The organism is Escherichia sp. E4930 (genome assembly GCF_005845405.1).
In the GTDB taxonomy this organism is placed as follows: domain Bacteria; phylum Pseudomonadota; class Gammaproteobacteria; order Enterobacterales; family Enterobacteriaceae; genus Escherichia.
In genome coordinates, this window is the sequence record NZ_VCDZ01000009.1 from 110,816 (window position 1) to 134,651 (window position 23,836).

Genomic DNA, 23,836 nt, shown 5'->3' on the forward strand with positions numbered 1-23,836 from the left:
TTAGGGGAGAATTACTGCAACTGCGCAGCAATCAGTGGCCAGCGGGCGTCAAAATCATCCGTCGGGCGGTATTTAAACTCGCTGCGGACAAAGCGTGACAGCATACCTTCACAAAATGCCAGCAACTGGCTTGCCAGCAGCGTTTCATCGGTGGTGTAACCTTCACCCTCACGCATTCTCTTTTCACGCAATACCTGACGCAACTGCGCTTCAATACGCTCGAACAGTTGGTTGATGCGCCCTTGCAGGCGGTCTTGTTCAAACATCAGCGCATGCCCGGTAAGGATGCGGGTCAGGCCAGGATTACGCTCACCAAAACCGAGGAGCAACAACACAATCAGACGCAGGCGCGTTGTGGTGTCCTTCTCATCTTTCAGAATCAGATTGATGCGAGTAATCAGGCTATCTTCGATAAACTCAATCAGGCTATCGAACATGCGGGTTTTACTGGGGAAGTGGCGATACAGAGCCGCTTCGGAAACGCCGACAGAGGCGGCCAGTTTCGCTGTCGTGATACGTTGGCTTCCATCGCTGGATTCCAGCATCAGCGCCAGAGACTGAAGTATTTCTTCGCGACGGTTCCTTTTCGCAGTTTGTTTTTCTGCCATGTTACAAAATACCCCTGAAAATAAGCACTTGCCAGGCGGCACCCACGCTATGACCGCAAACGAAATGTTTGCGGCTATGTTATGACGTTATTTGGATGCGTATGTGTTACTGACGACCAGAGTGACCAAAGCCGCCTTCACCGCGGTCGGTGGCGTCGAAATCTTCCACCAGATTAAATTCAGCCTGTACTACCGGAACAAAAATCATCTGGGCGATGCGTTCGCCAGGTTGAATGGTGAAGCTGTCCTGACCACGGTTCCACACGGAGATCATCAACTGACCCTGATAGTCAGAATCGATCAATCCCACCAGGTTACCGAGCACGATGCCGTGCTTATGGCCCAGCCCGGAGCGCGGCAGCATCATCGCCGCCAGTGAAGGGTCGGCAATATGAATCGCCAACCCGGTCGGTACCAGGGTGGTGTCGCCCGGCGCCAGTTCTACGGCGTCGTCGAGACAGGCGCGCAGGTCAAGTCCGGCAGAACCAGAAGTGGCATAAGTCGGGAGCGGAAATTCCTTCCCAACGCGCGGGTCCAGAATCTTAACGTCGATTTTTTTCATCATAACGGGTCACGATCTCGTCGAGTAATAATTGGCCAAGGAGCTCTTTGCGCTCAAGCGGTAAGACTTTATCTCCGTCTTGCCAGAAAAGGTGTAATGCATTGCTGTCGCTGTTAAATCCTTGAGTTGGCCGGGAAACATCGTTCGCGCAGATCAGATCAAGGTTTTTACGAATACGTTTTTGCCGGGCGTATTCTTCCACATTATTTGTTTCGGCCGCAAATCCAACAACATAAGGCCTTTGGTCTTTTAGTGCGGCAACTCCGGCGACGATATCAGGGTTTTTGACCATTTTTATTGTTAATTCATCCCCCTGAGTCGCCTGCTTTTTGATTTTTTCACTGGCGACAGTGGCTGCGCGATAATCAGCCACGGCGGCGCAACCGATAAAAATATTTTGCTGCTGTACAGAGGCCTTCACAGCGGCTTCCATCTCCAGTGCGGTCATCACATCAACACGTTTAACAAACGGCGGTGTCGGTAGCGAAACCGGTCCGGAAACCAGTGTAACGTTCGCTCCGCGACGGGCAGCGGCAGCGGCGATAGCAAAGCCCATCTTGCCGGAGCTGTGATTAGAGATATAACGCACGGGATCGAGCGGTTCACGCGTCGGGCCGGCGGTAATCATAATATTCAGATGTTTCAGGTCGTTGACGGGCGAAAAATGCGCTACCGCCATATCCACAATGGTTAATGGATCGAGCATTCGCCCAGGGCCGATATCACCACAGGCCTGACTGCCGCTATCTGGCCCCCAGATCAGCAAACCACGTGAGGCAAGTACCTCTAAATTATGTTGGGTAGCCGCAGCACGATACATCTGCTGGTTCATGGCTGGCAGTACGGCAACAGGCGCAGGCGTGGCCAGGCAAATCGTTGATACCAGATCATTCGCCATCCCGGCAGCTACGCGGGCAATCAAATCAGCGGTGGCTGGGGCGAGAATCACTAAATCAGCCCATTTACCCAGCTCAATATGACCCATAGCCGCCTCGGCTGCTGGATCCAGCAGACTATCGGAAACGGGATAACCCGAAACCGCCTGCAAGCTAAGTGGGGTGATAAAGGCTTTTGCCGCTTCGGTCATGGCTACGCGGACGTCTGCTCCGCGATCGCGCAAACGACGCACCAGCTCAGGGGTTTTATAGGCAGCAATACCGCCGCTGACGCCGAGAACGATTTTTTTACCGGCCAGGCTCATGATGATTTTTCCTGTAGGGGGACACCAGAAGTTGGCGATTTTATCACAATACTTTTGTTGTCGTGCTTTCACCTGAGAATCACTTTGCGAGGCGCTTTCCAGGATTGAAAACTGGCCGTCGATTTAACCAAACGACTATGACAGGATGCGCCCTCCACAAAGGAGGTGAAGGTGAAAAACAAGGTAGAATTGTTGATGCCGCGCGAAAAAATGCTGAAGTTGGGCATTGGCGCGTTAACGGATGTTGAACTGCTGGCGTTATTTCTGCGTACGGGGACGCGCGGTAAGGATGTGTTAACCCTGGCGAAAGAGATGCTGGAGAATTTTGGGTCGCTTTACGGCTTGTTATCCTCTGAATATGAACAATTTAGTGGCGTTCATGGAATTGGTGTGGCGAAATTCGCCCAGTTAAAGGGAGTTGCGGAACTGGCGCGGCGTTACTACAACGTGCGGATGCGCGAAGAAAGCCCGTTGCTCAGCCCAGAGATGACGAGGGAGTTTTTACAAAGCCAACTTACGGGAGAGGAACGAGAGATCTTTATGGTGATCTTTCTCGATTCCCAACACCGGGTCCTTACTCACAGCCGACTCTTTTCCGGCACGTTAAATCATGTGGAAGTCCATCCACGAGAAATTATTCGTGAAGCGATAAAAATAAACGCCTCGGCGCTGATCCTTGCCCATAATCACCCTTCTGGTTGTGCTGAACCCAGTAAAGCGGATAAACTCATTACCGAACGGATAATAAAAAGTTGTCAGTTCATGGATTTACGCGTGCTCGACCATATCGTGATTGGGCGTGGAGAATATGTTTCTTTTGCCGAACGCGGCTGGATTTAATCCGCTATGCGCGATCCCTCGGGATCTTTGTCTGTTCGGGACTTGAGCACATCGCCGAGTCAGCGTATACTACGCCACCTTTGAGAATCTCGGGTTTGGCATTTGGGCCTGGCAATCGAGAGTTCACATAGAACTGCGATGACCGGGCTGTAAAGCCTGACGAGGCGCCAATACCCCATACGAAGCTCGAGCTAATTTGATTTTTGGAGAATAGACATGTCCCGAGTCTGCCAAGTTACTGGCAAGCGTCCGGTGACCGGTAACAACCGTTCCCACGCACTGAACGCGACTAAACGCCGTTTCCTGCCGAACCTGCACTCTCACCGTTTCTGGGTTGAGAGCGAGAAGCGTTTTGTCACCCTGCGCGTATCTGCTAAAGGTATGCGTGTAATCGATAAAAAAGGCATTGATACAGTTCTGGCTGAACTGCGTGCCCGTGGCGAAAAGTACTAAGTACTTAGAGGAAATAAATCATGGCTAAAGGTATTCGTGAGAAAATCAAGCTGGTTTCTTCTGCTGGTACTGGTCACTTCTATACCACTACGAAGAACAAACGTACTAAGCCGGAAAAACTGGAACTGAAAAAGTTCGATCCAGTTGTTCGCCAGCACGTGATCTACAAAGAAGCGAAAATCAAATAATTTTCGCTTTGATGTAACGAAAAACCTCGCTACGGCGGGGTTTTTTGTTATCTGCCTGCCCCCATATTGACTGCATCTGTTCATTCCTGGAGATGCTATGCCTGAATTACCCGAAGTTGAAACCAGCCGTCGCGGCATAGAACCGCATCTCGTTGGTGCAACCATTCTTCATGTGGTGGTGCGCAACGGACGCTTGCGCTGGCCGGTTTCGGAAGAAATCTACCGTTTAAGCGATCAACCAGTGCTAAGTGTACAGCGCCGTGCTAAATATCTGCTGCTGGAGCTGCCTGAGGGCTGGATTATCATTCATCTGGGGATGTCTGGCAGCCTGCGCATCCTTCCAGAAGAACTTCCCCCCGAAAAGCATGACCATGTTGATTTGGTGATGAGCAACGGCAAAGTGCTGCGCTACACCGATCCGCGTCGCTTTGGTGCCTGGCTGTGGACCAAAGAGCTGGAAGGGCACAACGTGCTGGCCCATCTTGGACCGGAGCCGCTTAGCGACGATTTCAACGGTGAGTACCTGCATCAGAAGTGCGTGAAGAAAAAAACGGCGATTAAACCGTGGCTGATGGATAACAAGCTGGTGGTAGGCGTAGGGAATATCTACGCCAGCGAATCTCTGTTTGCGGCGGGGATCCATCCGGATCGGCTGGCATCGTCTCTCTCGTTAGCAGAATGTGAACTGTTGGCACGAGTGATTAAAGCGGTGTTGCTGCGTTCAATTGAGCAGGGCGGTACAACGCTGAAAGATTTTCTGCAAAGCGACGGTAAACCGGGCTATTTCGCGCAGGAATTGCAGGTTTACGGGCGAAAAGGTGAGCCGTGTCGGGTGTGCGGTACGCCGATTGTGGCGACTAAACATGCGCAGCGGGCAACGTTTTATTGTCGGCAGTGCCAGAAATAATTGATGCTTGCCGGATGGCATACCATCCGGCATAAACGCTACGCTAACTTCGCCATCAGCGCCTGATGGACATTCTCCGGCAGGAAATGGGTGACATCGCCCTGATGGCGCGCCACTTCTTTAACCAGCGATGAAGAGATAAACGACCACTCTTTCGACGGCATCAGAAACACACTTTCCAGTTCCGGCATTAAGTGGCGATTCATATGCGCCAGCTGCATTTCATATTCAAAATCTGCCACCGCACGCAGACCACGAATCAGCACAGTGGCGTGTTGATTGCGGGCGAAGTTTGCCATCAAATCGCTAAATCCGACCACTTCAACGTTTCCCAGATGCGCAGTTGCCTGTTGTGCCAGTGCCACACGTTCTTCCAGAGTAAACATCGGTTTTTTACTGGGGCTGGTGGCAATCGCCAGAATAACGTGATCGAACATCTGCGTGGCGCGCGTCACGATATCGATATGACCATTGGTAATGGGATCGAAAGTACCCGGATAAATCGCCCGTTTTTGCATAACAACCTCAATGCGTTTTCGGTGGCAGGTAAGGTTCCAGCAGTTGAAGCAGACGCTGTAGCGCGCCCTGGTTTTGATACAGCACTTCAACGGCATGACGGCCATAGAAACTACGGTAATCGGCGTCGGTGAGTAAAGAGGAAACCTCTTTCGCCAGCGTAGTGGCATCGGTGACGGTAATCAGCCCGCTTGCCTGCTCCAGCCGCGCGCAAATGTCTTTAAAGTTAAAGGTATGCGGCCCCATCAACACCGGGATAGCGTGTGCGGCGGCCTCCAGCGGATTATGCCCACCGCGTTCAACCAGTGAACCGCCAACAAACGCGAGATCGGCAATACCGTACAGCAACATCAGCTCGCCCATCGTATCGCCAACCACCACTTGTGTACTGGCGGAAGGGACCTCTCCGGAAGAGCGTGTGATATAGCTTAGTCCAGCCTGGCGGACAAGGTTAATCGCATCCGGGAAGCGTTCCGGATGACGGGGTACCAGGATGAGCAATAAATTCGGGAACTGTTGTAACAGCGCCTGATGGGCGGCAATCACTACGCTCTCTTCGCCATCATGAGTACTGGTTGCAATCCATACCGGACGATGCGGCGCCCACTGGCGGCGCAGTGTTACTGCTTTAGCGGCCAACTGTGGCGTCACTGAAATATCGAATTTCAGGCTACCGGTGACGGTGACCTGATTATTTTTTGCACCTAGCGTCACAAAGCGCGCAGCATCTTCTTCATTTTGCGCAGCAATCAGCGTAATACGGCGGAGCAAGCGACGAACAAATTTACCCAGTTTGGCGTAACCTGCGGCAGAGCGTGCAGAGAGTCGCGCATTAGCGATAACCAGTGGAATTTTACGTTTATGTAGCGCCGCAATCAGGTTAGGCCATAGTTCGGTTTCCATAATCAACACCAGTTTTGGGTCGACTTTATTCAGGAAACGGTTGAGCGCATCGGGCAGATCGTAAGGCAGATAGACGTGCTGAACATCTTTTCCAAAAGCCGATTGTACGCGCTCCGAACCAGTCGGCGTCATAGTCGTGACTGTGATTGGTAAATCAGGATAGCGATGACGCAGCGCGCGCACCAACGGGATTGCCGCCAGGGTTTCACCGACGGAGACGGAGTGCAGCATAATGCCGCCTGGTGTTAGCGGATGGCGGTAAAAACCGTAACGTTCACCCCAGCGTTTTCGATAGGCCGGAGCCTTACGTCCGCGCACCCAGAGCCGTATCCAGATTAGCGGCTGAATAAGGTAGAGAAGGGCGGTGTAAAGCAATTCGAGCATAATAAATAGCTGACTTATGGATGTGCTGGGGATTCTATGTATTTAACGGTGGCTTTACCATTACTTTTCCCGTTTTTGACTTAAATAGCTTCAGTTTGGTCTGATCTGCCGCTACATCTTCATTTTTTTTGTATTTTTATGCGAATCATTGAAACTCGGCCCCATTTTCAACTCTACATTGGCCGTACCGACATTATCGACATGCTATTTATTATCTATTTGATTTATATGATTAAAACATATTTTGTGTATAAAAATCATTCGGGTCGGATTGCTGCGAAAGAAATGATACACTAGCACGTCAAGTAAGTGCGTTATCAGTATTCAGGTAGCTGTTGAGCCTGGGGCGGTAGCGTGCTTTTTTCTGCTTAACTTAACCAGACAATCACACAAAAGAGTCGCTAGTGGAAAAGCCATTTCGAAAAATCCTGGTCATAAAGATGCGATATCATGGAGATATGTTATTAACTACTCCTGTCATCAGTACGCTCAAGCAGAATTATCCTGATGCAAAAATCGATATGCTGCTTTATCAGGATACCATCCCTATTTTGTCTGAAAACCCGGAAATTAATGCGCTCTACGGGATAAGCAATAAAGGTGCGGGAACATTCGATAAAATTAAAAATGTGCTTTCGTTGATAAAAACTCTGCGTGCGAATAATTATGACCTGGTCATTAATCTTACGGATCAGTGGATGGTGGCGCTGCTGGTACGTTGTTTACCCGCACGGATGAAAATATCGCAACTTTATGGCCATCGGCAGCATGGCATTTGGAAAAAAAGCTTCACACACTTAGCACCAATACACGGCACACATATTGTTGAGCGTAATTTATCGGTCCTTGAGCCATTAGGTATTACCGATTTCTACACCGACACAACAATGAGTTACGCCGAAGATTGCTGGAAGAAGATGCGCCAGGAGTTAGATGCCCTGGGCGTAAAAGATCATTATGTTGTCATCCAACCGACAGCGCGTCAGATATTTAAATGCTGGGATAACGATAAATTTTCTAAGGTTATCGATGCGCTGCAACAGCGAGGGTATCAGGTTGTCCTGACCTGTGGGCCTTCGGCAGATGATCTCGCTTGTGTAGATGAGATTGCACGAGGTTGCGAAACGAAACCCATTACTGGCCTTGCAGGTAAAACACGTTTTCCTGAATTAGGCGCGTTAATTGATCATGCTGTGCTTTTTATTGGCGTGGATTCTGCGCCGGGGCATATTGCGGCAGCGGTGAAGACGCCAGTTATTAGCCTATTTGGGGCCACTGATCATGTATTCTGGCGCCCCTGGACCGAGAATATTATTCAGTTCTGGGCGGGGAATTATCAGAAAATGCCGACCCGGCATGAACTTGACCGCAACAAAAAATATCTTTCTGTTATTCCAGCGGAAGATGTGATCGCCGCTACGGAAAAGCTGTTGCCAGAAGATGTCCCTTCAGCTGACAGGAATGCACAATTATGATCGTGGCGTTTTGTTTATATAAATATTTTCCATTTGGTGGGCTTCAACGTGACTTTATGCGCATTGCATCAACAGTTGCTGCACGGGGCCACCATGTTCGGGTCTATACGCAGTCGTGGGAAGGTGATTGCCCGAAAGCATTTGAGCTTATTCAGGTGCCAGTTAAGTCCCATACCAACCATGGACGCAATGCAGAATATTATGCCTGGGTACAAAATCATCTCAAAGCGCATCCCGCTGATCGCGTTGTTGGGTTTAATAAGATGCCAGGGTTGGATGTTTATTTTGCCGCTGATGTTTGTTACGCCGAGAAAGTTGCGCAAGAAAAAGGTTTTTTATATCGTTTAACATCACGATATCGCCATTATGCCGCATTTGAGCGAGCGACTTTCGAGCAGGGTAAATCGACGAAACTTATGATGCTGACCGATAAGCAAATCGCCGATTTCCAGAAGCATTATCAAACTGAATCTGAACGTTTTCAAATTCTTCCTCCCGGGATTTATCCGGACAGAAAATACAGCGAGCAAATCCCAAACAGTCGTGAAATTTATCGCCAGAAAAATGGCATAAAAGAGCAACAAAACTTATTACTGCAGGTTGGATCAGATTTTGGCCGTAAAGGTGTGGATCGCTCAATTGAGGCTTTGGCATCGTTACCGGAATCATTACGTCACAATACGCTTTTATTTGTTGTTGGTCAGGATAAACCGCGGAAATTTGAAGCGTTGGCAGAAAAACTCGGCGTGCGGAGCAATGTGCATTTCTTCTCTGGCCGCAATGATGTGTCAGAATTAATGGCAGCCGCTGATTTATTACTGCATCCCGCTTATCAGGAAGCCGCGGGTATCGTTCTTCTTGAAGCGATCACTGCTGGATTACCTGTTTTAACAACTGCGGTATGTGGGTATGCGCATTATATTGCGGATGCCAATTGTGGAACGGTCATCGCTGAACCTTTCTCCCAGGAACAATTAAATGAAGTTTTACGTAAAGCGTTAACTCAGTCTCCATTACGAATGGCCTGGGCGGAGAATGCTCGCCATTATGCCGATACTCAGGATTTGTATAGCCTGCCAGAGAAAGCCGCAGATATCATTACAGGTGGTTTAGATGGTTGAATTAAAAGAGCCGCTTGCCACACTTTGGCGTGGTAAAGATGCTTTTGCAGAAGTCAAAAAACTAAATGGCGAGGTCTTTCGTGAACTCGAGACGCGTCGCACATTACGCTTTGAACTGGCCGGGAAAAGCTATTTCCTCAAATGGCACAAAGGGACGACTTTAAAAGAAATTATAAAAAACCTGCTCTCATTGCGGATGCCCGTTTTAGGCGCAGACAGAGAGTGGCACGCTATTCATCGCCTGAGTGATGTTGGCGTTGATACAATGAAGGGCATTGGGTTTGGTGAAAAAGGGTTAAATCCATTAACTCGCACATCATTTATTATTACCGAAGATCTCACTCCCACGATTAGCCTTGAAGATTATTGTGCTGATTGGGCCGTTAATCCTCCAGATATACGTGTTAAACGTATGCTGATCGCGCGTGTGGCAACCATGGTGCGTAAAATGCACGCCGCAGGGATAAACCACCGCGACTGTTATATTTGCCACTTTTTGCTTCATTTGCCATTTACTGGCCGGGAAGATGAATTAAAAATTTCGGTTATCGATCTGCATCGGGCACAGATACGGGCAAAAGTACCGCGTCGTTGGCGGGATAAAGATTTAATTGGTTTGTATTTCTCATCAATGAATATTGGGCTGACGCAGAGAGATATCTGGCGATTTATGAAGGTTTATTTTGGGATGCCTTTACGTAATATATTATCTCTTGAGCGGAATTTATTGAACATGGCAAGTGTTAAGGCCGAGCATATTAAAGAGCGAACACAACGTAAAGGATTATAAAAATATTTATCAGTATGTACTGGAACTAACTTCATTATGACTATTTATTTTATAAACTGGGTTGCAGATTATGAATTAAAAATGATCCAGTACCTGAAAAAAAAGTACAAGATAAAAAATATAACAACACCAAAAAAATACAACTGGGTTAATAAGAAAATTTCGAAATTAGGGATGGATAATGCATGGCTGGGACGATTATTTATCAAACATCACCTAAATGCTGTAAAAAAGGATGATATAATTATCTTTAATGACAGTGTCATTAATAAAGGTATTAACAAGCAAATATTAATAAATATTAATTGTCATAAGGTATTACTTCTAAGAAATACTGTCAACGAAGATTTTATTTTTGATAACACTAATTATTTTGATATTATCTATGATTTTGAGCATAGATTTATAGGGAATGAAAAGACCAAGGCAATAGAACAATTTTTTCCTATAGGAATGGATGAAATTAGAAATTATAGTTTATCTGACAAAAATAACAGTCAGCCAATATGTTTTTTTCTTGGTCGTGATAAAGGACGTCTTCAAATAATTAATGAATTAGCCGATAGATTAACAACACTAGGATGTAAACTGGATTTTAATGTTGTCAAAGATAAAACATCATCTCCGACTTCAAAGTATTTGATTGAAAAACAAATACCGTACGAAGAGAATATTAGAAGAACATTAAATGCTAATATAATTGTTGATATAACTAAAGAAAACCAATCTGGCTGGACTCTTCGTATACTTGAGGCACTATTTTTCAATAAAAAATTAATTACTAATAATATAAATATACTTGGCTCAGAAATCTATAGTGAGTCTCGTTTTTTTATAATAGGTCATGATGATTGGGATAAGTTAGAGTATTTTATTAACTCATCTGTTAAACCAATGGATTATGATAGTTTATATAAATTCAGCCCTGATAAAATGATGTCAACAATTGTTTCTGATTTTATAGAAAAATAAAACCGTTAAAACAGTGAGTTTTACTCAATTAATGAGAGTTTCAATGAAAATAGCATTTATCGGCGAAGCTGTTTCTGGATTTGGCGGCATGGAAACAGTCATTCGTGATGTTATTACTACCTTCAGGCAACAACATATCCAAAGTGAAATGTTTTTCTTTTGTCGTAATGATAAAATGGATAAGGGATGGCTGGAAGGTATTAAGTACTCGTGTTCATTTTCCAATATTCGCTTAGGTTTTTTGCGTCGGGCGAAACATATTCATGCTTTAAGCAAATGGCTTCAGAATTATCAGCCAGATGTTGTTATTTGTATTGACGTTATCTCGTGTTTGTATGCGGCCAAAGCACGTAAAAAATCAGGAATTGATGTGCCAGTATTTTCATGGCCGCATTTTTCTTTAGATCACAAAAAACATGCTGAATATATCACCTGTGCCGACTATCATTTAGCAATCAGCTCTGGCATTAAACAGCAAATGATTAATCGGGGTGTACCAGAATCGACGATAAATGTTATTTTTAATCCAGTCGAAGCTAAAGGCACAGTCATTCCTGCGCCTGAGGAAGGCGAAACGGCAACGTTCATTTATGTTGGGCGTATGAAATTCGAGGGCCAGAAGCGGGTTAAAGACCTCCTTGATGGCTTATCACAAGCGCAAGGTAACTGGAAACTCCATGTATTGGGTGATGGTTCCGATTTCGAAAAATGCCAGGCTTATGGTAGAGAATTAAATATTGATGATCGAATAGTCTGGTATGGTTGGCAACAACATCCCTGGGAATTGGTCCAGCAAGATATTAATAAAGTGAGTGCATTATTGCTCACGTCATCTTTTGAAGGTTTCCCAATGACCCTACTTGAAGCCTTGTCATGGGGAATTCCTTGCATCAGCGCCGATTGTGTCTCCGGGCCTGCTGACATTATTCAACCTGATGTTAATGGTCATCTGTATCAACCGGGAGATATTGCTGGTTTTGTATCTCTTCTCAATAAATATATAGCAGGTGAAATTTATATCGAACATGAAAAAATTCCTGCGTCGATCGATAAATTTTACCAATCGAAGTATTACGATAGATTACATAAGATAATTATTTCTGCTATTTCCCGGAGGAAATAATGCAGCAGGTGTTTTTCCAGGAAACTGAGTTTCTTAATTCAGTTATTGATTATAATCATAAAGTAGAAACAGAAAATCTTTGTCTGGACATCGCTTATGGAACTGACAAAAATTTTCTATTTGGTTGCGGAATTTCGATTGCTTCAATATTAAAGTATAATGAAGGAAGTCGATTGTGTTTCCATATTTTTACTGACTATTTTGGTGATGATGATCGTAAGTATTTTGATGCCCTGGCGCTGCAGTATAAAACCAGAATTAAAATATATCTGATTAATGCTGATCGACTCCGCTCATTGCCTAGCACTAAGAACTGGACTCATGCAATATATTTTCGCTTTGTTATTGCAGATTACTTTATTAATAAGGCGTCTAAAGTCCTTTATCTGGATGCAGATATCATTTGTCAGGGGAGTATTGAGCCACTAATTAATTTCTCATTTCCTGACAATAAAGTCGCAATGGTTGTTACAGAAGGGCAAACTGACTGGTGGGAAAAACGCGCACATTCGTTAGGTGTTGCGGGAATTGCTAAAGGTTACTTTAACTCCGGTTTTTTATTGATTAATACTGACCAATGGGCTGCTCAGCAGGTTTCTGCACGAGCCATTGCAATGCTAAATGATCCAGAAATAGTCAAAAAAATAACACATCCTGATCAGGATGTATTAAATATGTTGCTGGCAGACAGACTTATTTTTGCTGATATAAAATATAACACCCAGTTTAGCTTAAACTATCAACTCAAAGAAAGTTTTACAAACCCAGTAACCAACGATACTATTTTTATCCACTATATCGGTCCAACCAAGCCCTGGCATGATTGGGCCTGGGATTATCCTGTATCACAAGCCTTTATGGAGGCAAAAAATGCTTCGCCATGGAAGAGTACGGCGTTGCTGAAACCGAACAATAGCAATCAATTAAGATATAGCGCAAAACATATGCTTAAAAAGCATAGATATCTAAAAGGATTTAGCAATTATCTTTTTTATTTTATTGAAAAGATAAAGCATTAAAACTGGGAAACTATAAAGTAATGATATAAGGGTAGCATTGTGGACGCATTTCCTGCCATAGAGATAGATAAAGTTAAAGCCTGGGATTATCGGCTAGTTAATATAAATACTTCTGAATGTTTAAATGTTGCCTATGGTGTCGATGCTAATTATCTTGATGGTGTAGGTGTTTCCATCACATCAATTGTCCTAAACAATCGACATATTAATCTTGATTTTTATATTATTGCTGACGTTTATAATGATGGTTTTTTTCAAAAAGTCGCAAAGCTTGCAGAGCAATACCAATTAAGAATCACGTTATATAGAATTAACACTGATAAGCTCCAGTGCTTGCCTTGTACACAGGTCTGGTCAAGAGCAATGTACTTCCGTTTATTTGCATTTCAATTATTGGGTTTAACGCTTGATCGTTTGCTTTATCTTGATGCAGATGTTGTTTGTAAAGGCGATATTAGCCAACTATTGCATCTGGATTTAAACGGAGCGGTCGCTGCTGTTGTTAAAGATGTTGAGCCAATGCAGGAAAAGGCGGTATCCAGGTTGTCCGATCCTGAATTACTTGGGCAGTACTTTAATTCCGGCGTCGTTTATTTAGACTTAAAAAAATGGGCTGACGCAAAACTAACAGAAAAAGCGTTGTCTATTCTTATGAGTAAAGATAATGTTTATAAATACCCTGATCAGGATGTTATGAATATCTTACTGAAAGGGATGACAATATTTTTGCCTCGTGAGTATAATACAATTTATACAATTAAAAGTGAATTAAAAGACAAAACACATCAAAACTATAAAAAGCTGATTACAGAAAGTACTCTGCTTATTCATTATACAGGTGCAACTAAACCGTGGCACAAATGGGCAATTTATCCATCGGTAAAATACTATAAAATAGCTTTAGAAAATTCACCGTGGAAAGATGACTCTCCGCGAGATGCAAAATCAATTATTGAATTTAAAAAACGATATAAACATCTTTTAGTGCAGCATAAATATATCTCAGGAATTATAGCAGGAGTCTGTTATCTTGGCCGAAAATATTACCGTAAATAACATTTAACTGGTTTATTATGATTCAGAAGAGCAAGATCAAAGACTTGGTTGTTTTTACCGATGAAAACAATTCAAAGTATCTCAATGTATTAAATGACTTCTTGTCTTATAATATAAATATCATCAAGGTTTTTCGTTCTATTGATGATACAAAAGTTATGCTTATTGATACCGATTACGGTAAATTGATTCTTAAGGTTTTTTCTCCGAAAGTTAAGCGTAACGAACGTTTCTTTAAGTCTCTGTTAAAAGGTGATTATTACGAACGCCTTTTTGAGCAAACCCAAAAAGTACGAAATGAAGGGTTAAATACACTCAATGATTTTTATTTATTGGCTGAACGGAAAACCTTACGATTTGTCCATACTTATATCATGATCATCGAGTATATTGATGGCATAGAGTTGTGTGATATGCCTGATATTGATGATGTGCTAAAAAATAAAATTCAGCAATCAATTAATTCCTTACATCAACATGGCATGGTTTCTGGCGACCCCCATCGTGGTAACTTCATTATAAAAAATGGTGAGGTTCGAATTATTGATCTCTCCGGAAAACGTGCTTCAGCGCAGCGTAAAGCGAAAGATCGTATTGACTTAGAGCGTCATTACGGTATTAAAAATGAGATTAAAGATCTAGGCTATTATCTTTTAGTATATCGTAAAAAAATGCGCAATTTTATGCGGCGTTTGAAAGGGAAACCAGCGCGCTAAAATAGAAATACCCACAATTACGTGTCTTCACCCGGACAGTTTTAAGCGGAGTTATTTATTTCACAGGTTTATCATGAAGAATATTAGATACATTGACAAAAAAGATGTTGAAAACCTGATTGAAAATAGAACATCTGATGATGTTATTATTTTTCTTTCTGGCCCTACATCGCAAAAAACACCTTTGTCAGCATTACGAACAAAGGATATTATTGCTGTCAATGGTTCTGCGCAATATTTGTTAAGTCATAATATCGTTCCTTTCATTTATGTACTTACAGATGTCCGCTTTTTACATCAGCGTCGTGATGATTTTTATAAATTTAGCCAGAGAAGTCGTTATACCATAGTAAACGTTGACGTTTATGAACACGCTTCCAAAGAAGATAAACTATATATCCTCCAGAACTGCCTCGTATTACGATCCTTTTACCGCCGAGAAAAAGGCGGTTTGATAAAGAAGATTAAATTTAATATTTTGAGCCAGATTCACAAAGAACTGCTGATCTCTGTACCGTTGTCTAAAAAAGGTCGTCTGGTCGGATTTTGCAAGGACATTAGTCTTGGTTATTGCTCATGCCATACTATTGCCTTCGCTGCAATTCAAATAGCATATTCACTTAAATATGCGAGAATTATTTGTTCTGGTCTTGATTTAACGGGTAGCTGTTCTCGTTTTTATGATGAAAATAAGAATCCTATGCCCTCGGAATTGAGTAGAGATTTATTTAAAATTTTGCCATTTTTCCGTTTTATGCGTGATAATATAGATGATATTAATATTTATAATTTGTCGGATGATACGGCTATTTCTTACGATGTAATTCCATTTATTAAACTTCAAGATATCAGTACAGAAGAGTCAAAGGATAAGACAAGAAAAAAAATGCAATATAAAGCTTCAACTGATTCTTATGCTAATTAGTCATCCTGAAACTAAAATAATATGGTATAAAAATGCGTTTAGGAACTTTTCACAAAAAGAAAAGATTTTATATAAACAAAATCAAAATTAATTTCCTTTCTTTTTTATTTCGTAAGAAAATCAATGACCAAGTTACAGAACCAGCACAAATTAAATCATGCCTAATCATTCATGATAATAATAAACTCGGTGATCTAATTGTATTAAGTTCGATTTATCGTGAGCTTTATAGTAAAGGAGTTAAAATAACCATTCTCACAAATAGAAAGGGTGGGGAGTTTCTCTCTAATAATAAAAATATATTTGAGTTCTGTATCAAAGAATCTACGGGTTCCCTTAAAATGCTTACTCTATGTAAGCATCTGCGGGATTTACAGTTCGATATTGTATTAGATCCCTTTGAAACAATGCCCTCATTTAAGCATAGTTTAATATTATCAAGTTTAAAAGATTCTTACATTCTGGGTTTTGATCAATGGTATAAGCGTTACTATTCATTTTACCATCCCCACGATGAATGTTTAAAAGAACATATGAGTACACGAGCAACAGAAATACTGAAGCATATTTATGGTGAGGGTGAATTTTCCACCGACTACGACTTGCATTTACCTGTAGATGTTGAAAATAAAATAAAAGATTTTATTGGAAATACAAGAATAGTCATCATTAACCCATTAGGTGCAAAAAAAATATGCCGACTTACGTTTGAGCAAATAAAAATTATATATCAAGAAGTGAAAGCACAGTTTGAAAATTATCGAGTGATATTTACCGGGTTACCGCAAGATTTATTGACAATACCAATACCTGAAATTGAAACACTACCATTTGACGAGTTTATTTATACTGTTGCGTTGACCCGGTATAGTGATTTTGTCATTTCTGTTGATACAGCTCTTGTTCATATCGCTGCGGCTTATCATAAACCAACGCTTGCATTTTATCCTAATTCACGTACTCCGGAATATCCCTCACATTTAATTTGGGCTCCGAATAATCATCAATCTATACAAATAGTATCCCCAACATTTACAATAAAAGATATCGATACTGAAACTTTAACTGATTCAGTAAAGAGATTAAGTTGTATAGATAAGAAGTGAGTTTTAACTCACTTCTTAAACTTGTCTATTCTTGATTAATAGTATTGTTGCGATTATTAATAACGAGTAAGAGGACTATAGCGGATATAACGATAATTGGAATGCTGCGTGCCCATATGATCACATCACTGAGTCCAATCCCCACAATGCCGAGCGTTAATATCAACAAACCCAATGCGCGTTTTTTATATGCTGTATAAAATAGTGAAAAATAGAGGAAAAGGGTGGAAAAAATCCCCATCAGACCTTTCAGTGACCCTGCTTCAATTATCTCATTATGTAAGTGTACGTTAGCAAAATCCAATGCTCCTCTTAGTCTATTGTTTTCTGCGACTAACAAATTCATACTTTCAGCGCGCGACTCTGCAGATCTAAATGAAAAAGGCGATTCTTTGAATAAATCAAAACCAATTTCGTACATTGCCAGTCTTGCACCTAAAGAAGTCACGCTATTAGCATTGGTATAACTGTTTAAATCATTTAATGCTTCGTTATAGCGATATTGAATTGGTTTATTAAATATAATTACAACACTGGCCAATATGGCAATTAGTAGAACGATAGCGGAAGTGAATTTTTTTGGGGATTTGTTGTAATATGTAATTAGTGCAACAGCACAAATTACAGGGAAAAGGAGTAGAGTTGCTCTGGTTTGTGTCAGTGCCAGAACATAAAGTACCGCGCAACTATTTAATAAAAATAAAAAAGGATGGTTTTTTTTAGTATAAAGAATTGCAACGCCACTCACTATCCCTATTAGCATTGTTGAATATGCCGCTCCTGTTGCCGCGCCTATACCAAAAGAAATGCGGTCATATTCATGAATGCTATTAATATAAATTGCATATGCAGCAATTATAAATGACAGGGAATATAAAATGTATAACACACTCTCTTTTTTTGCTTTTAGCTGACTAGTTAGTGCCAAAAAAACAATAAAAGAACCAAATATAAATATTTTGGCAGTATTTAAATAACTGTGGTAAGTAGCACGAAATGGAGAGTTGTCTACTTTAAATATAGAATACCAAATTAAATCAAGCAGTCCTATAAAAAATATAGAAAGGGGGAGAATAAGGTTTTGTATATTATAATTGCCTTGTCTACCACGTAAAATTAGTGATAATAAGCAAACTATAGCAGTGATATTATATATCTTTATGCTGAATGTGTTATCGACGAATGCAATTATCAATGAAAAAAAACATAATATATAAGTCATTATCTCTAAAATCATAGATGATTTCAGAGTGTAAGGTTTCCATGAATGAAGTTTAATGAAGGTTGGCATGTTTTACCTTTATAATGATGATAATTTTTCAAAAACTGCTTGACCGTTGAGATTAATTAAACTTTTCCCCGGTGCCATGCAAACTACCTGATTCTTCCCATAACCGCCAATTAATCCCGGGTCTGTAGGCCCATAAACTGTGATATTGGGTTTATCGAGTGCCGCAGTTAAATGGCTTAATCCTGTATCGACTGACACAACAAATTTAGCTCCAGCCAGCACGCGGGCAACGCCTTCCAGAGTCATCTTCGGCAGTACGTCGACATAATCAAAGCCTTCCGCCAGCCTTTTTGCCCGCTCTTCTTCATGCGGCGCTCCCCACGGTAGTTTAATTCGAATCCCTGAACCTGCCAGTAAACCAATTAATTCTCGCCAGTGCTCTTCCGGCCAGTGTTTATCATCGCGGGTGGTCGCATGAAGGAATACAGCATACTCCCCAGCATCCGGTAGTGGATTTGTCAGGAAATGCTGCGCAATAGCATAATCGCCCTGGGCCTGCGGTTTGCTATACCCAAGGCTTTTTGCGAACAGTTCACGGGTACGTTCTACGGCATGCTGCTGTTTCGCAATATGATGTTTGCGATTGTAAAACAGGCTGGCTAAAGGCTCGCGAGCGGTTTGCCAGTCCATTCCATGCTTAACGCCATGTGCTAAACGTGTCACCAGCGCTGCGCTTTTTACCAGCCCTTGGGCATCGATAACTGCGTCATAGTTTTCTGCTTGAAGGGCTTCACGAAACGCTTTCCGTTCCGCTTTTATGGGGGCCGAGAACCAGGCTTTGCGCCAGCGACGTATCGCCACCGGAATAACCCGCTCAACGGCGGCGTGCCAGGAAGGAATCTGTGCGAATCCCTCTTCCACCACCCAATCAAACTTAATCCCCGGGATTGCCTGCTGGGCATCGGTGAGTGCGGGCAGCGTATGGAGAACATCGCCCATCGACGATGTTTTAACGATCAAAACCCGCATCCGTCAGGCTTCCTCTTGTAACAATAGCGCGTTGAGTTCTTCCAGTACGCGCTGGGGAGTAATGTCGATCAAGCTCTGGTGATAACCCTCTGCAGCGTCACCTTTACGCACTTTGTGATAGCCGGTAATCAGGCGGATCACGCGCGCTTTATGGGAAAGCGGCGGTGTGAAGTCCGGACTGCTCGGCCCATACAGAGCAACCAGTGGACGATTGAGCGCCGCAGCAACGTGCATCAGGCCAGAATCGTTCGTGACAATGGCTTTACAGGCGGCAATCAAAATGACTGCCTGCTCAAGCTGTGTTTCCCCCGCCAGGTTCCGACACCATGCCTGCTGCTCGGTATTCAAAGCGGCAAGAATCTCATTGCCCGCCTCATGATCTTTCGCAGAGCCAAACAGAACCACCTGATAACCTTCATCAATCAGCTGCTTTGCCAGCTCTGCATAGTGGTAGTGTGGCCAGCGTTTCGCCGGGCCAAACTCTGCACCCGGGCAAAAGCCAATCATCGGACGTTCTGATGAGAGCGAAAATTGGTTACAGGTATACGATTTTTCACCTTCGCTCACCTGCAATTGCGGCCATAACAACGGTTTTGGTAGATCTTGTGCGGTACGCATCACGCCTTTGTCATAGGCCAGCGCCACATAGCGTTCCACCATTAGCGGCCAGGCTTCTTTATCGAGCACACGTACATCGTTGAGTAAACCGTAGCGCATCTCGCCGCGCCAGCCGGTGCGATGAGGAATACCCGCGAAGAAAGGCACTAATGCGGATTTGAAGGAGTTGGGTAAGACGTAGGCGCGGTCGTAGCGCTTTTCACGCAGACTATGACCCAGTTTGCGGCGTTCGCCAATTTCCAGCGCCCCGTGACCGAGAGGCATAGGGATAGCTTCGTTAACTTCCGGCATCCGCGATAATAATGGACGGCACCATGCCGGTGCCATCACGTCGATTATCGCCTGGGGATAGCGCGCCTGGAGCGTGCGATAGAGACTTTGCGACATCATCATGTCGCCAACCCAAGACGGGCCGATCACCAATATTTTCATTCACTTCATCCTTCAAGCTGTCTCTGCGGCGGCTGCCTGCGTTCACTCCGGTCACTTACTTTTGTAAGCTCCCGGAGATTCACTTAGTTGCCGCCTTGATACCGCTCGAATGATTTTGTGAATTTACGTTGATGTCGCGATTCAGCCAGGCCATGTATTCCGTTACACCTTCAGCAACGGTTTTGAACGGTTTGTCGTAACCCGCAGCGCGCAGATTAGTCAGATCTGCCTGAGTAAACGCCTGGTAGCGGCCTTTCAGTTTATCCGGGAACGGAATGTATTCGATTTGGCCTTTCTTGTGATAAGCAAGCGTAGCATCTGCTACTGCCTGGAAGGATTCCGCACGACCGGTGCCGAGGTTGAAGATGCCGGAAACGCCATTTTCCAGGAACCACAGGTTTACATCTGCCACGTCGCCCACGTAGACGAAGTCGCGTTTAAAGTTCTCGCTACCTTCGAACAGTTTCGGTGATTCACCGTTGTTAAGCTGAGTGTTGAGATGGAAAGCGACGCTCGCCATGCTGCCTTTATGGCCTTCACGCGGCCCATAAACGTTGAAATAACGGAAGCCAACAATCTGCGAGTTCGCTTCTGGCAGGATTTGACGAACATATTCATCAAACAGGAACTTCGAATAACCATAGACGTTCAGTGGTTTTTCGTATTCGCGGGATTCAATAAAGTCGGAGGTGCGACCGCCGTAAGTGGCTGCGGAAGAGGCGTACAGGAACGGGATTTCGCGCTCCAGACAGTAGTGCAGCAGCTCTTTGGAGTATTGATAGTTGTTATCCATCATATACTTGCCGTCCCACTCGGTAGTGGAAGAGCACGCGCCTTCGTGGAAAATCGCTTCGACATCGCCGAACTCTTCGCCCGCCATAATCTGGATCAGGAAGTCTTCCTTATCCATATAGTCCGCGATGTTCAGGTCCACCAGGTTCACAAACTTGGTGCCGTCTTTCAGGTTGTCCACCACCAGAATATCGGTGATGCCTTTATCATTCAGGGCCTTAACGATGTTGCTGCCGATAAAGCCCGCGCCGCCGGTAACGATGATCATAACTGTAACCTTCGAATTATGGAGTCAGAGACAATCTCAGACACGAATACTTCTATCATATCACTACACGGCGTTGGCTTCAGCCATTCGCCGAAAGTGAGGGGGATGGACGTTATTTATTCTAAATTTTACAGAAGTGTTAACGCGTCATCTCGTCGCGAACTATAAGTTTGGGTAATATGTGCTGGAAATTGCCCTGTCTGGAGAATCGCAATGCGTGGAGAATTTTATCAGCAGTTAACTAACGATCTGGAAACCGCAAGGGCGGAAGGGTTGTTTAAAGAAGAACGCATTATTACGTCTGCGCAGCAAGCAGATATCACTGTGGCTGATGGAAGCCACGTCATTAACTTTTGTGCCAATAACTATCTCGGACTGGCGAATCATCCGGAACTGATTGCGGCGGCAAAAGCGGGAATGGATTCTCACGGTTTCGGCATGGCTTCGGTGCGATTTATCTGCGGCACTCAGGACAGCCATAAAGAGCTTGAACAAAAACTGGCGGCATTCCTGGGGATGGAAGATGCGATTCTCTACTCTTCCTGCTTTGATGCTAACGGTGGCCTGTTTGAAACGCTGCTGGGCGCGGAAGACGCCATTATCTCCGACGCACTGAACCACGCGTCTATTATTGATGGTGTGCGTCTGTGTAAAGCTAAACGCTATCGCTATGCCAACAACGATATGCAGGAGCTGGAAGCACGTCTGAAAGAAGCGCGTGAAGCCGGTGCGCGTCATGTGCTGATTGCCACCGATGGTGTGTTCTCGATGGACGGCGTGATTGCCAACCTGAAAGGCGTTTGCGATCTGGCAGATAAATACGATGCCCTGGTGATGGTAGACGACTCCCACGCGGTCGGTTTTGTCGGCGAAAACGGACGTGGCTCCCATGAATACTGCGATGTGATGGGCCGTGTCGATATTATCACCGGCACGCTGGGTAAAGCGCTGGGCGGGGCTTCTGGTGGTTATACCGCGGCGCGCAAAGAGGTGGTTGAGTGGCTGCGCCAGCGTTCTCGCCCGTACCTGTTCTCTAACTCGCTGGCACCAGCGATTGTCGCCGCTTCCATCAAAGTGCTGGAGATGGTTGAAGCGGGTAGCGAGCTGCGTGACCGTCTGTGGGCGAATGCGCGTCAGTTCCGTGAGCAGATGTCGGCGGCGGGCTTTACCCTGGCGGGAGCCGATCACGCCATTATTCCGGTCATGCTTGGCGATGCGGTAGTGGCGCAGAAATTTGCTCGTGAGCTGCAAAAAGAGGGCATTTACGTCACCGGTTTCTTCTATCCGGTCGTTCCGAAAGGTCAGGCGCGTATTCGTACCCAGATGTCTGCGGCGCATACTCCTGAGCAAATTACGCGTGCGGTAGAAGCGTTCACGCGTATTGGTAAACAACTGGGCGTAATCGCCTGAGTGAGGATGTGAGATGAAAGCGTTATCCAAACTGAAAGCGGAAGAGGGCATCTGGATGACCGACGTTCCTGAACCGGAACTCGGACATAACGATCTGCTGATTAAAATCCGTAAAACAGCCATCTGCGGGACTGACGTTCACATCTATAACTGGGATGAGTGGTCGCAAAAAACCATCCCAGTACCGATGGTTGTAGGCCATGAATATGTTGGTGAGGTGGTTGGCATCGGTCAGGAAGTGAAAGGCTTCAAGATCGGCGATCGCGTTTCTGGCGAAGGCCATATCACCTGTGGTCATTGCCGCAACTGTCGTGGTGGTCGTACCCATTTGTGCCGCAACACGATAGGCGTTGGTGTTAATCGCCCGGGCTGCTTCGCCGAATATCTGGTGATCCCGGCATTCAACGCCTTCAAAATCCCCGACAACATCTCCGATGACTTAGCCGCAATTTTTGACCCGTTCGGAAATGCAGTGCATACGGCGCTATCGTTTGATCTGGTCGGCGAAGATGTTCTGGTTTCTGGTGCAGGCCCAATTGGTATTATGGCCGCGGCGGTAGCGAAACACGTTGGTGCACGCAACGTGGTGATCACTGATGTTAACGAATACCGTCTGGGGCTGGCGCGCAAAATGGGCATCACTCGTGCGGTTAACGTCGCGAAAGAGAATCTCAACGACGTAATGGCCGAGCTGGGCATGACTGAAGGCTTTGATGTTGGTCTGGAGATGTCTGGTGCACCGTCAGCGTTTCGCACGATGCTGGACACCATGAATCACGGTGGTCGTATTGCGATGCTGGGTATCCCGCCGTCTGATATGTCTATCGACTGGACAAAAGTGATCTTTAAAGGCCTGTTCATTAAAGGTATTTACGGTCGTGAGATGTTTGAAACCTGGTACAAGATGGCGGCGCTGATTCAGTCTGGTCTGGATCTCTCGCCAATCATTACCCATCGTTTCTCCATCGACGATTTCCAGAAAGGCTTTGATGCCATGCGTTCTGGCCAGTCCGGGAAAGTTATTCTGAGCTGGGATTAACACGAACAAGGGCTGGTATTCCAGCCCTTTCTCCTGAGGATAATCCGTTAAATATGTAAAATCCTGTCAGTGTAATAAAGATATCGTAATTGCGCTGTTATCTTATATAGCTGCTTTCATTATCTCTCTAGCCTGAAGTTACTTTCTCACCC

Annotated in this window: 25 protein-coding genes; 16 read left to right on the top strand and 9 right to left on the bottom strand. The window is 44.5% G+C overall.

The window, feature by feature from the left end; all coding sequences use genetic code 11:
• Positions 1–11: 11 nt before the first annotated feature.
• From slmA to coaBC, 3 genes are all read right to left on the bottom strand, one after another.
• Complete coding sequence (gene slmA, locus FFT88_RS13270; RefSeq protein WP_130206731.1) at positions 12–608, bottom strand: nucleoid occlusion factor SlmA; 597 nt, start codon at positions 606–608, stop codon at positions 12–14.
• 106 nt (positions 609–714) lie between these two features.
• Complete coding sequence (gene dut, locus FFT88_RS13275; protein WP_000976070.1) at positions 715–1,173, bottom strand: dUTP diphosphatase; 459 nt, start codon at positions 1,171–1,173, stop codon at positions 715–717.
• Positions 1,151–2,371, bottom strand: coding sequence for a bifunctional phosphopantothenoylcysteine decarboxylase/phosphopantothenate--cysteine ligase CoaBC (coaBC, locus tag FFT88_RS13280; protein WP_135403706.1), 1,221 nt, complete (start codon positions 2,369–2,371; stop codon positions 1,151–1,153). The genes dut and coaBC overlap by 23 nt, the downstream gene beginning before the upstream one ends.
• 171 nt (positions 2,372–2,542) lie before the next feature.
• Between coaBC and radC the strand changes: the two genes are divergently transcribed.
• The 4 genes from radC (at position 2,543) to mutM (ending at position 4,759) form a co-directional block, all read left to right on the top strand.
• Positions 2,543–3,211, top strand: coding sequence for a DNA repair protein RadC (gene radC / locus FFT88_RS13285; RefSeq protein ID WP_135403705.1), 669 nt, complete (start codon positions 2,543–2,545; stop codon positions 3,209–3,211).
• Between the two features lie 216 nt (positions 3,212–3,427).
• Complete coding sequence (gene rpmB, locus FFT88_RS13290; protein ID WP_000091955.1) at positions 3,428–3,664, top strand: 50S ribosomal protein L28; 237 nt, start codon at positions 3,428–3,430, stop codon at positions 3,662–3,664.
• A gap of 20 nt (positions 3,665–3,684) precedes the next feature.
• Positions 3,685–3,852, top strand: coding sequence for a 50S ribosomal protein L33 (gene rpmG, locus FFT88_RS13295; RefSeq protein ID WP_001051798.1), 168 nt, complete (start codon positions 3,685–3,687; stop codon positions 3,850–3,852).
• A gap of 97 nt (positions 3,853–3,949) precedes the next feature.
• Positions 3,950–4,759, top strand: a complete 810-nt coding sequence (gene mutM / locus FFT88_RS13300) for a bifunctional DNA-formamidopyrimidine glycosylase/DNA-(apurinic or apyrimidinic site) lyase (protein ID WP_135403704.1) — start codon at positions 3,950–3,952, stop codon at positions 4,757–4,759.
• Between the two features lie 38 nt (positions 4,760–4,797).
• Here the strand turns inward: mutM and coaD are convergent, their stop codons facing one another.
• Complete coding sequence (gene coaD, locus FFT88_RS13305) at positions 4,798–5,277, bottom strand: pantetheine-phosphate adenylyltransferase (RefSeq protein ID WP_135403703.1); 480 nt, start codon at positions 5,275–5,277, stop codon at positions 4,798–4,800.
• A 7-nt stretch (positions 5,278–5,284) separates the two neighbouring features.
• Positions 5,285–6,562: a lipid IV(A) 3-deoxy-D-manno-octulosonic acid transferase gene (gene waaA / locus FFT88_RS13310; protein ID WP_130215160.1), complete on the bottom strand. Its 1,278-nt coding sequence runs from the start codon at positions 6,560–6,562 to the stop codon at positions 5,285–5,287.
• 404 nt (positions 6,563–6,966) lie between these two features.
• Here waaA and rfaQ point away from each other — a divergent pair, with 404 nt between their 5' ends.
• The 10 genes from rfaQ to FFT88_RS13360 all read left to right on the top strand — a co-directional run bounded on the left by rfaQ (position 6,967) and on the right by FFT88_RS13360 (position 16,865).
• Positions 6,967–8,037 carry a lipopolysaccharide core heptosyltransferase RfaQ gene (gene rfaQ, locus FFT88_RS13315; protein ID WP_135403702.1) on the top strand — a complete coding sequence of 357 codons (1,071 nt, stop codon included), beginning with the start codon at positions 6,967–6,969 and terminating at the stop codon, positions 8,035–8,037.
• Positions 8,034–9,158 (top strand): lipopolysaccharide glucosyltransferase I, encoded by a 1,125-nt coding sequence (gene rfaG, locus FFT88_RS13320; protein ID WP_130215164.1) that lies wholly within the window; start codon positions 8,034–8,036, stop codon positions 9,156–9,158. The genes rfaQ and rfaG overlap by 4 nt, the downstream gene beginning before the upstream one ends.
• A complete protein-coding gene (rfaP, locus tag FFT88_RS13325; RefSeq protein WP_130222434.1) occupies positions 9,151–9,948 on the top strand; it encodes a lipopolysaccharide core heptose(I) kinase RfaP in 798 nt (265 codons plus the stop codon). The genes rfaG and rfaP overlap by 8 nt, the downstream gene beginning before the upstream one ends.
• Positions 9,949–9,984: 36 nt before the next feature.
• Positions 9,985–10,920 carry an LPS core biosynthesis protein RfaS gene (rfaS, locus tag FFT88_RS13330; protein WP_135403701.1) on the top strand — a complete coding sequence of 312 codons (936 nt, stop codon included), beginning with the start codon at positions 9,985–9,987 and terminating at the stop codon, positions 10,918–10,920.
• A gap of 43 nt (positions 10,921–10,963) precedes the next feature.
• Complete coding sequence (gene waaB / locus FFT88_RS13335) at positions 10,964–12,043, top strand: lipopolysaccharide 1,6-galactosyltransferase (RefSeq protein WP_135403700.1); 1,080 nt, start codon at positions 10,964–10,966, stop codon at positions 12,041–12,043.
• Positions 12,043–13,062, top strand: coding sequence for a lipopolysaccharide 3-alpha-galactosyltransferase (gene waaO / locus FFT88_RS13340; RefSeq protein ID WP_130222430.1), 1,020 nt, complete (start codon positions 12,043–12,045; stop codon positions 13,060–13,062). The genes waaB and waaO overlap by 1 nt, the downstream gene beginning before the upstream one ends.
• A 39-nt stretch (positions 13,063–13,101) precedes the next feature.
• On the top strand, positions 13,102–14,118 hold the full coding sequence (rfaJ, locus tag FFT88_RS13345; RefSeq protein WP_135403699.1) for a lipopolysaccharide 1,2-glucosyltransferase RfaJ: 1,017 nt from the start codon (positions 13,102–13,104) through the stop codon (positions 14,116–14,118).
• Between the two features lie 17 nt (positions 14,119–14,135).
• A complete protein-coding gene (rfaY, locus tag FFT88_RS13350; RefSeq protein ID WP_130206705.1) occupies positions 14,136–14,834 on the top strand; it encodes a lipopolysaccharide core heptose(II) kinase RfaY in 699 nt (232 codons plus the stop codon).
• Positions 14,835–14,907: 73 nt separating this feature from the next.
• Complete coding sequence (gene waaZ, locus FFT88_RS13355; protein WP_130258368.1) at positions 14,908–15,759, top strand: 3-deoxy-D-manno-oct-2-ulosonate III transferase WaaZ; 852 nt, start codon at positions 14,908–14,910, stop codon at positions 15,757–15,759.
• A gap of 32 nt (positions 15,760–15,791) precedes the next feature.
• Positions 15,792–16,865 carry a glycosyltransferase family 9 protein gene (locus FFT88_RS13360; RefSeq protein WP_130258367.1) on the top strand — a complete coding sequence of 358 codons (1,074 nt, stop codon included), beginning with the start codon at positions 15,792–15,794 and terminating at the stop codon, positions 16,863–16,865.
• A 25-nt stretch (positions 16,866–16,890) separates the two neighbouring features.
• Here the strand turns inward: FFT88_RS13360 and FFT88_RS13365 are convergent, their stop codons facing one another.
• The 4 genes from FFT88_RS13365 to rfaD form a co-directional block, all read right to left on the bottom strand.
• Positions 16,891–18,156, bottom strand: coding sequence for an O-antigen ligase (locus FFT88_RS13365; protein WP_135403698.1), 1,266 nt, complete (start codon positions 18,154–18,156; stop codon positions 16,891–16,893).
• A gap of 9 nt (positions 18,157–18,165) precedes the next feature.
• The gene (gene rfaC, locus FFT88_RS13370) at positions 18,166–19,125 is read right to left on the bottom strand and encodes a lipopolysaccharide heptosyltransferase RfaC (RefSeq protein WP_135403697.1); all 960 of its coding nucleotides are present in this window, start codon (positions 19,123–19,125) and stop codon (positions 18,166–18,168) included.
• Between the two features lie 3 nt (positions 19,126–19,128).
• Complete coding sequence (gene rfaF, locus FFT88_RS13375) at positions 19,129–20,175, bottom strand: ADP-heptose--LPS heptosyltransferase RfaF (RefSeq protein ID WP_130215184.1); 1,047 nt, start codon at positions 20,173–20,175, stop codon at positions 19,129–19,131.
• Positions 20,176–20,254: 79 nt separating this feature from the next.
• Positions 20,255–21,235: an ADP-glyceromanno-heptose 6-epimerase gene (gene rfaD, locus FFT88_RS13380; protein WP_000587766.1), complete on the bottom strand. Its 981-nt coding sequence runs from the start codon at positions 21,233–21,235 to the stop codon at positions 20,255–20,257.
• 213 nt (positions 21,236–21,448) lie between these two features.
• Between rfaD and kbl the strand changes: the two genes are divergently transcribed.
• On the top strand, positions 21,449–22,645 hold the full coding sequence (gene kbl / locus FFT88_RS13385; protein ID WP_059215292.1) for a glycine C-acetyltransferase: 1,197 nt from the start codon (positions 21,449–21,451) through the stop codon (positions 22,643–22,645).
• A gap of 13 nt (positions 22,646–22,658) precedes the next feature.
• Positions 22,659–23,684: an L-threonine 3-dehydrogenase gene (gene tdh / locus FFT88_RS13390; RefSeq protein ID WP_130206693.1), complete on the top strand. Its 1,026-nt coding sequence runs from the start codon at positions 22,659–22,661 to the stop codon at positions 23,682–23,684.
• The last annotated feature ends 152 nt before the right edge of the window (positions 23,685–23,836 follow it).

Coding starts and splice junctions, on each gene's coding strand:
- slmA (WP_130206731.1), bottom strand. CDS start 608: ATGGCAGAAAAACAAACTGCGAAAAGGAACCGTCGCGAAGAAATACTT.
- coaBC (WP_135403706.1), bottom strand. CDS start 2,371: ATGAGCCTGGCCGGTAAAAAAATCGTTCTCGGCGTCAGCGGCGGTATT.
- rfaS (WP_135403701.1), top strand. CDS start 9,985: ATGACTATTTATTTTATAAACTGGGTTGCAGATTATGAATTAAAAATG.
- rfaG (WP_130215164.1), top strand. CDS start 8,034: ATGATCGTGGCGTTTTGTTTATATAAATATTTTCCATTTGGTGGGCTT.
- rfaY (WP_130206705.1), top strand. CDS start 14,136: ATGATTCAGAAGAGCAAGATCAAAGACTTGGTTGTTTTTACCGATGAA.
- rfaF (WP_130215184.1), bottom strand. CDS start 20,175: ATGAAAATATTGGTGATCGGCCCGTCTTGGGTTGGCGACATGATGATG.
- waaA (WP_130215160.1), bottom strand. CDS start 6,562: ATGCTCGAATTGCTTTACACCGCCCTTCTCTACCTTATTCAGCCGCTA.
- rpmB (WP_000091955.1), top strand. CDS start 3,428: ATGTCCCGAGTCTGCCAAGTTACTGGCAAGCGTCCGGTGACCGGTAAC.
- rpmG (WP_001051798.1), top strand. CDS start 3,685: ATGGCTAAAGGTATTCGTGAGAAAATCAAGCTGGTTTCTTCTGCTGGT.
- rfaD (WP_000587766.1), bottom strand. CDS start 21,235: ATGATCATCGTTACCGGCGGCGCGGGCTTTATCGGCAGCAACATCGTT.
- waaB (WP_135403700.1), top strand. CDS start 10,964: ATGAAAATAGCATTTATCGGCGAAGCTGTTTCTGGATTTGGCGGCATG.
- waaZ (WP_130258368.1), top strand. CDS start 14,908: ATGAAGAATATTAGATACATTGACAAAAAAGATGTTGAAAACCTGATT.
- waaO (WP_130222430.1), top strand. CDS start 12,043: ATGCAGCAGGTGTTTTTCCAGGAAACTGAGTTTCTTAATTCAGTTATT.
- FFT88_RS13365 (WP_135403698.1), bottom strand. CDS start 18,156: ATGCCAACCTTCATTAAACTTCATTCATGGAAACCTTACACTCTGAAA.
- rfaP (WP_130222434.1), top strand. CDS start 9,151: ATGGTTGAATTAAAAGAGCCGCTTGCCACACTTTGGCGTGGTAAAGAT.
- FFT88_RS13360 (WP_130258367.1), top strand. CDS start 15,792: ATGCGTTTAGGAACTTTTCACAAAAAGAAAAGATTTTATATAAACAAA.
- kbl (WP_059215292.1), top strand. CDS start 21,449: ATGCGTGGAGAATTTTATCAGCAGTTAACTAACGATCTGGAAACCGCA.
- mutM (WP_135403704.1), top strand. CDS start 3,950: ATGCCTGAATTACCCGAAGTTGAAACCAGCCGTCGCGGCATAGAACCG.
- coaD (WP_135403703.1), bottom strand. CDS start 5,277: ATGCAAAAACGGGCGATTTATCCGGGTACTTTCGATCCCATTACCAAT.
- dut (WP_000976070.1), bottom strand. CDS start 1,173: ATGATGAAAAAAATCGACGTTAAGATTCTGGACCCGCGCGTTGGGAAG.
- rfaC (WP_135403697.1), bottom strand. CDS start 19,125: ATGCGGGTTTTGATCGTTAAAACATCGTCGATGGGCGATGTTCTCCAT.
- tdh (WP_130206693.1), top strand. CDS start 22,659: ATGAAAGCGTTATCCAAACTGAAAGCGGAAGAGGGCATCTGGATGACC.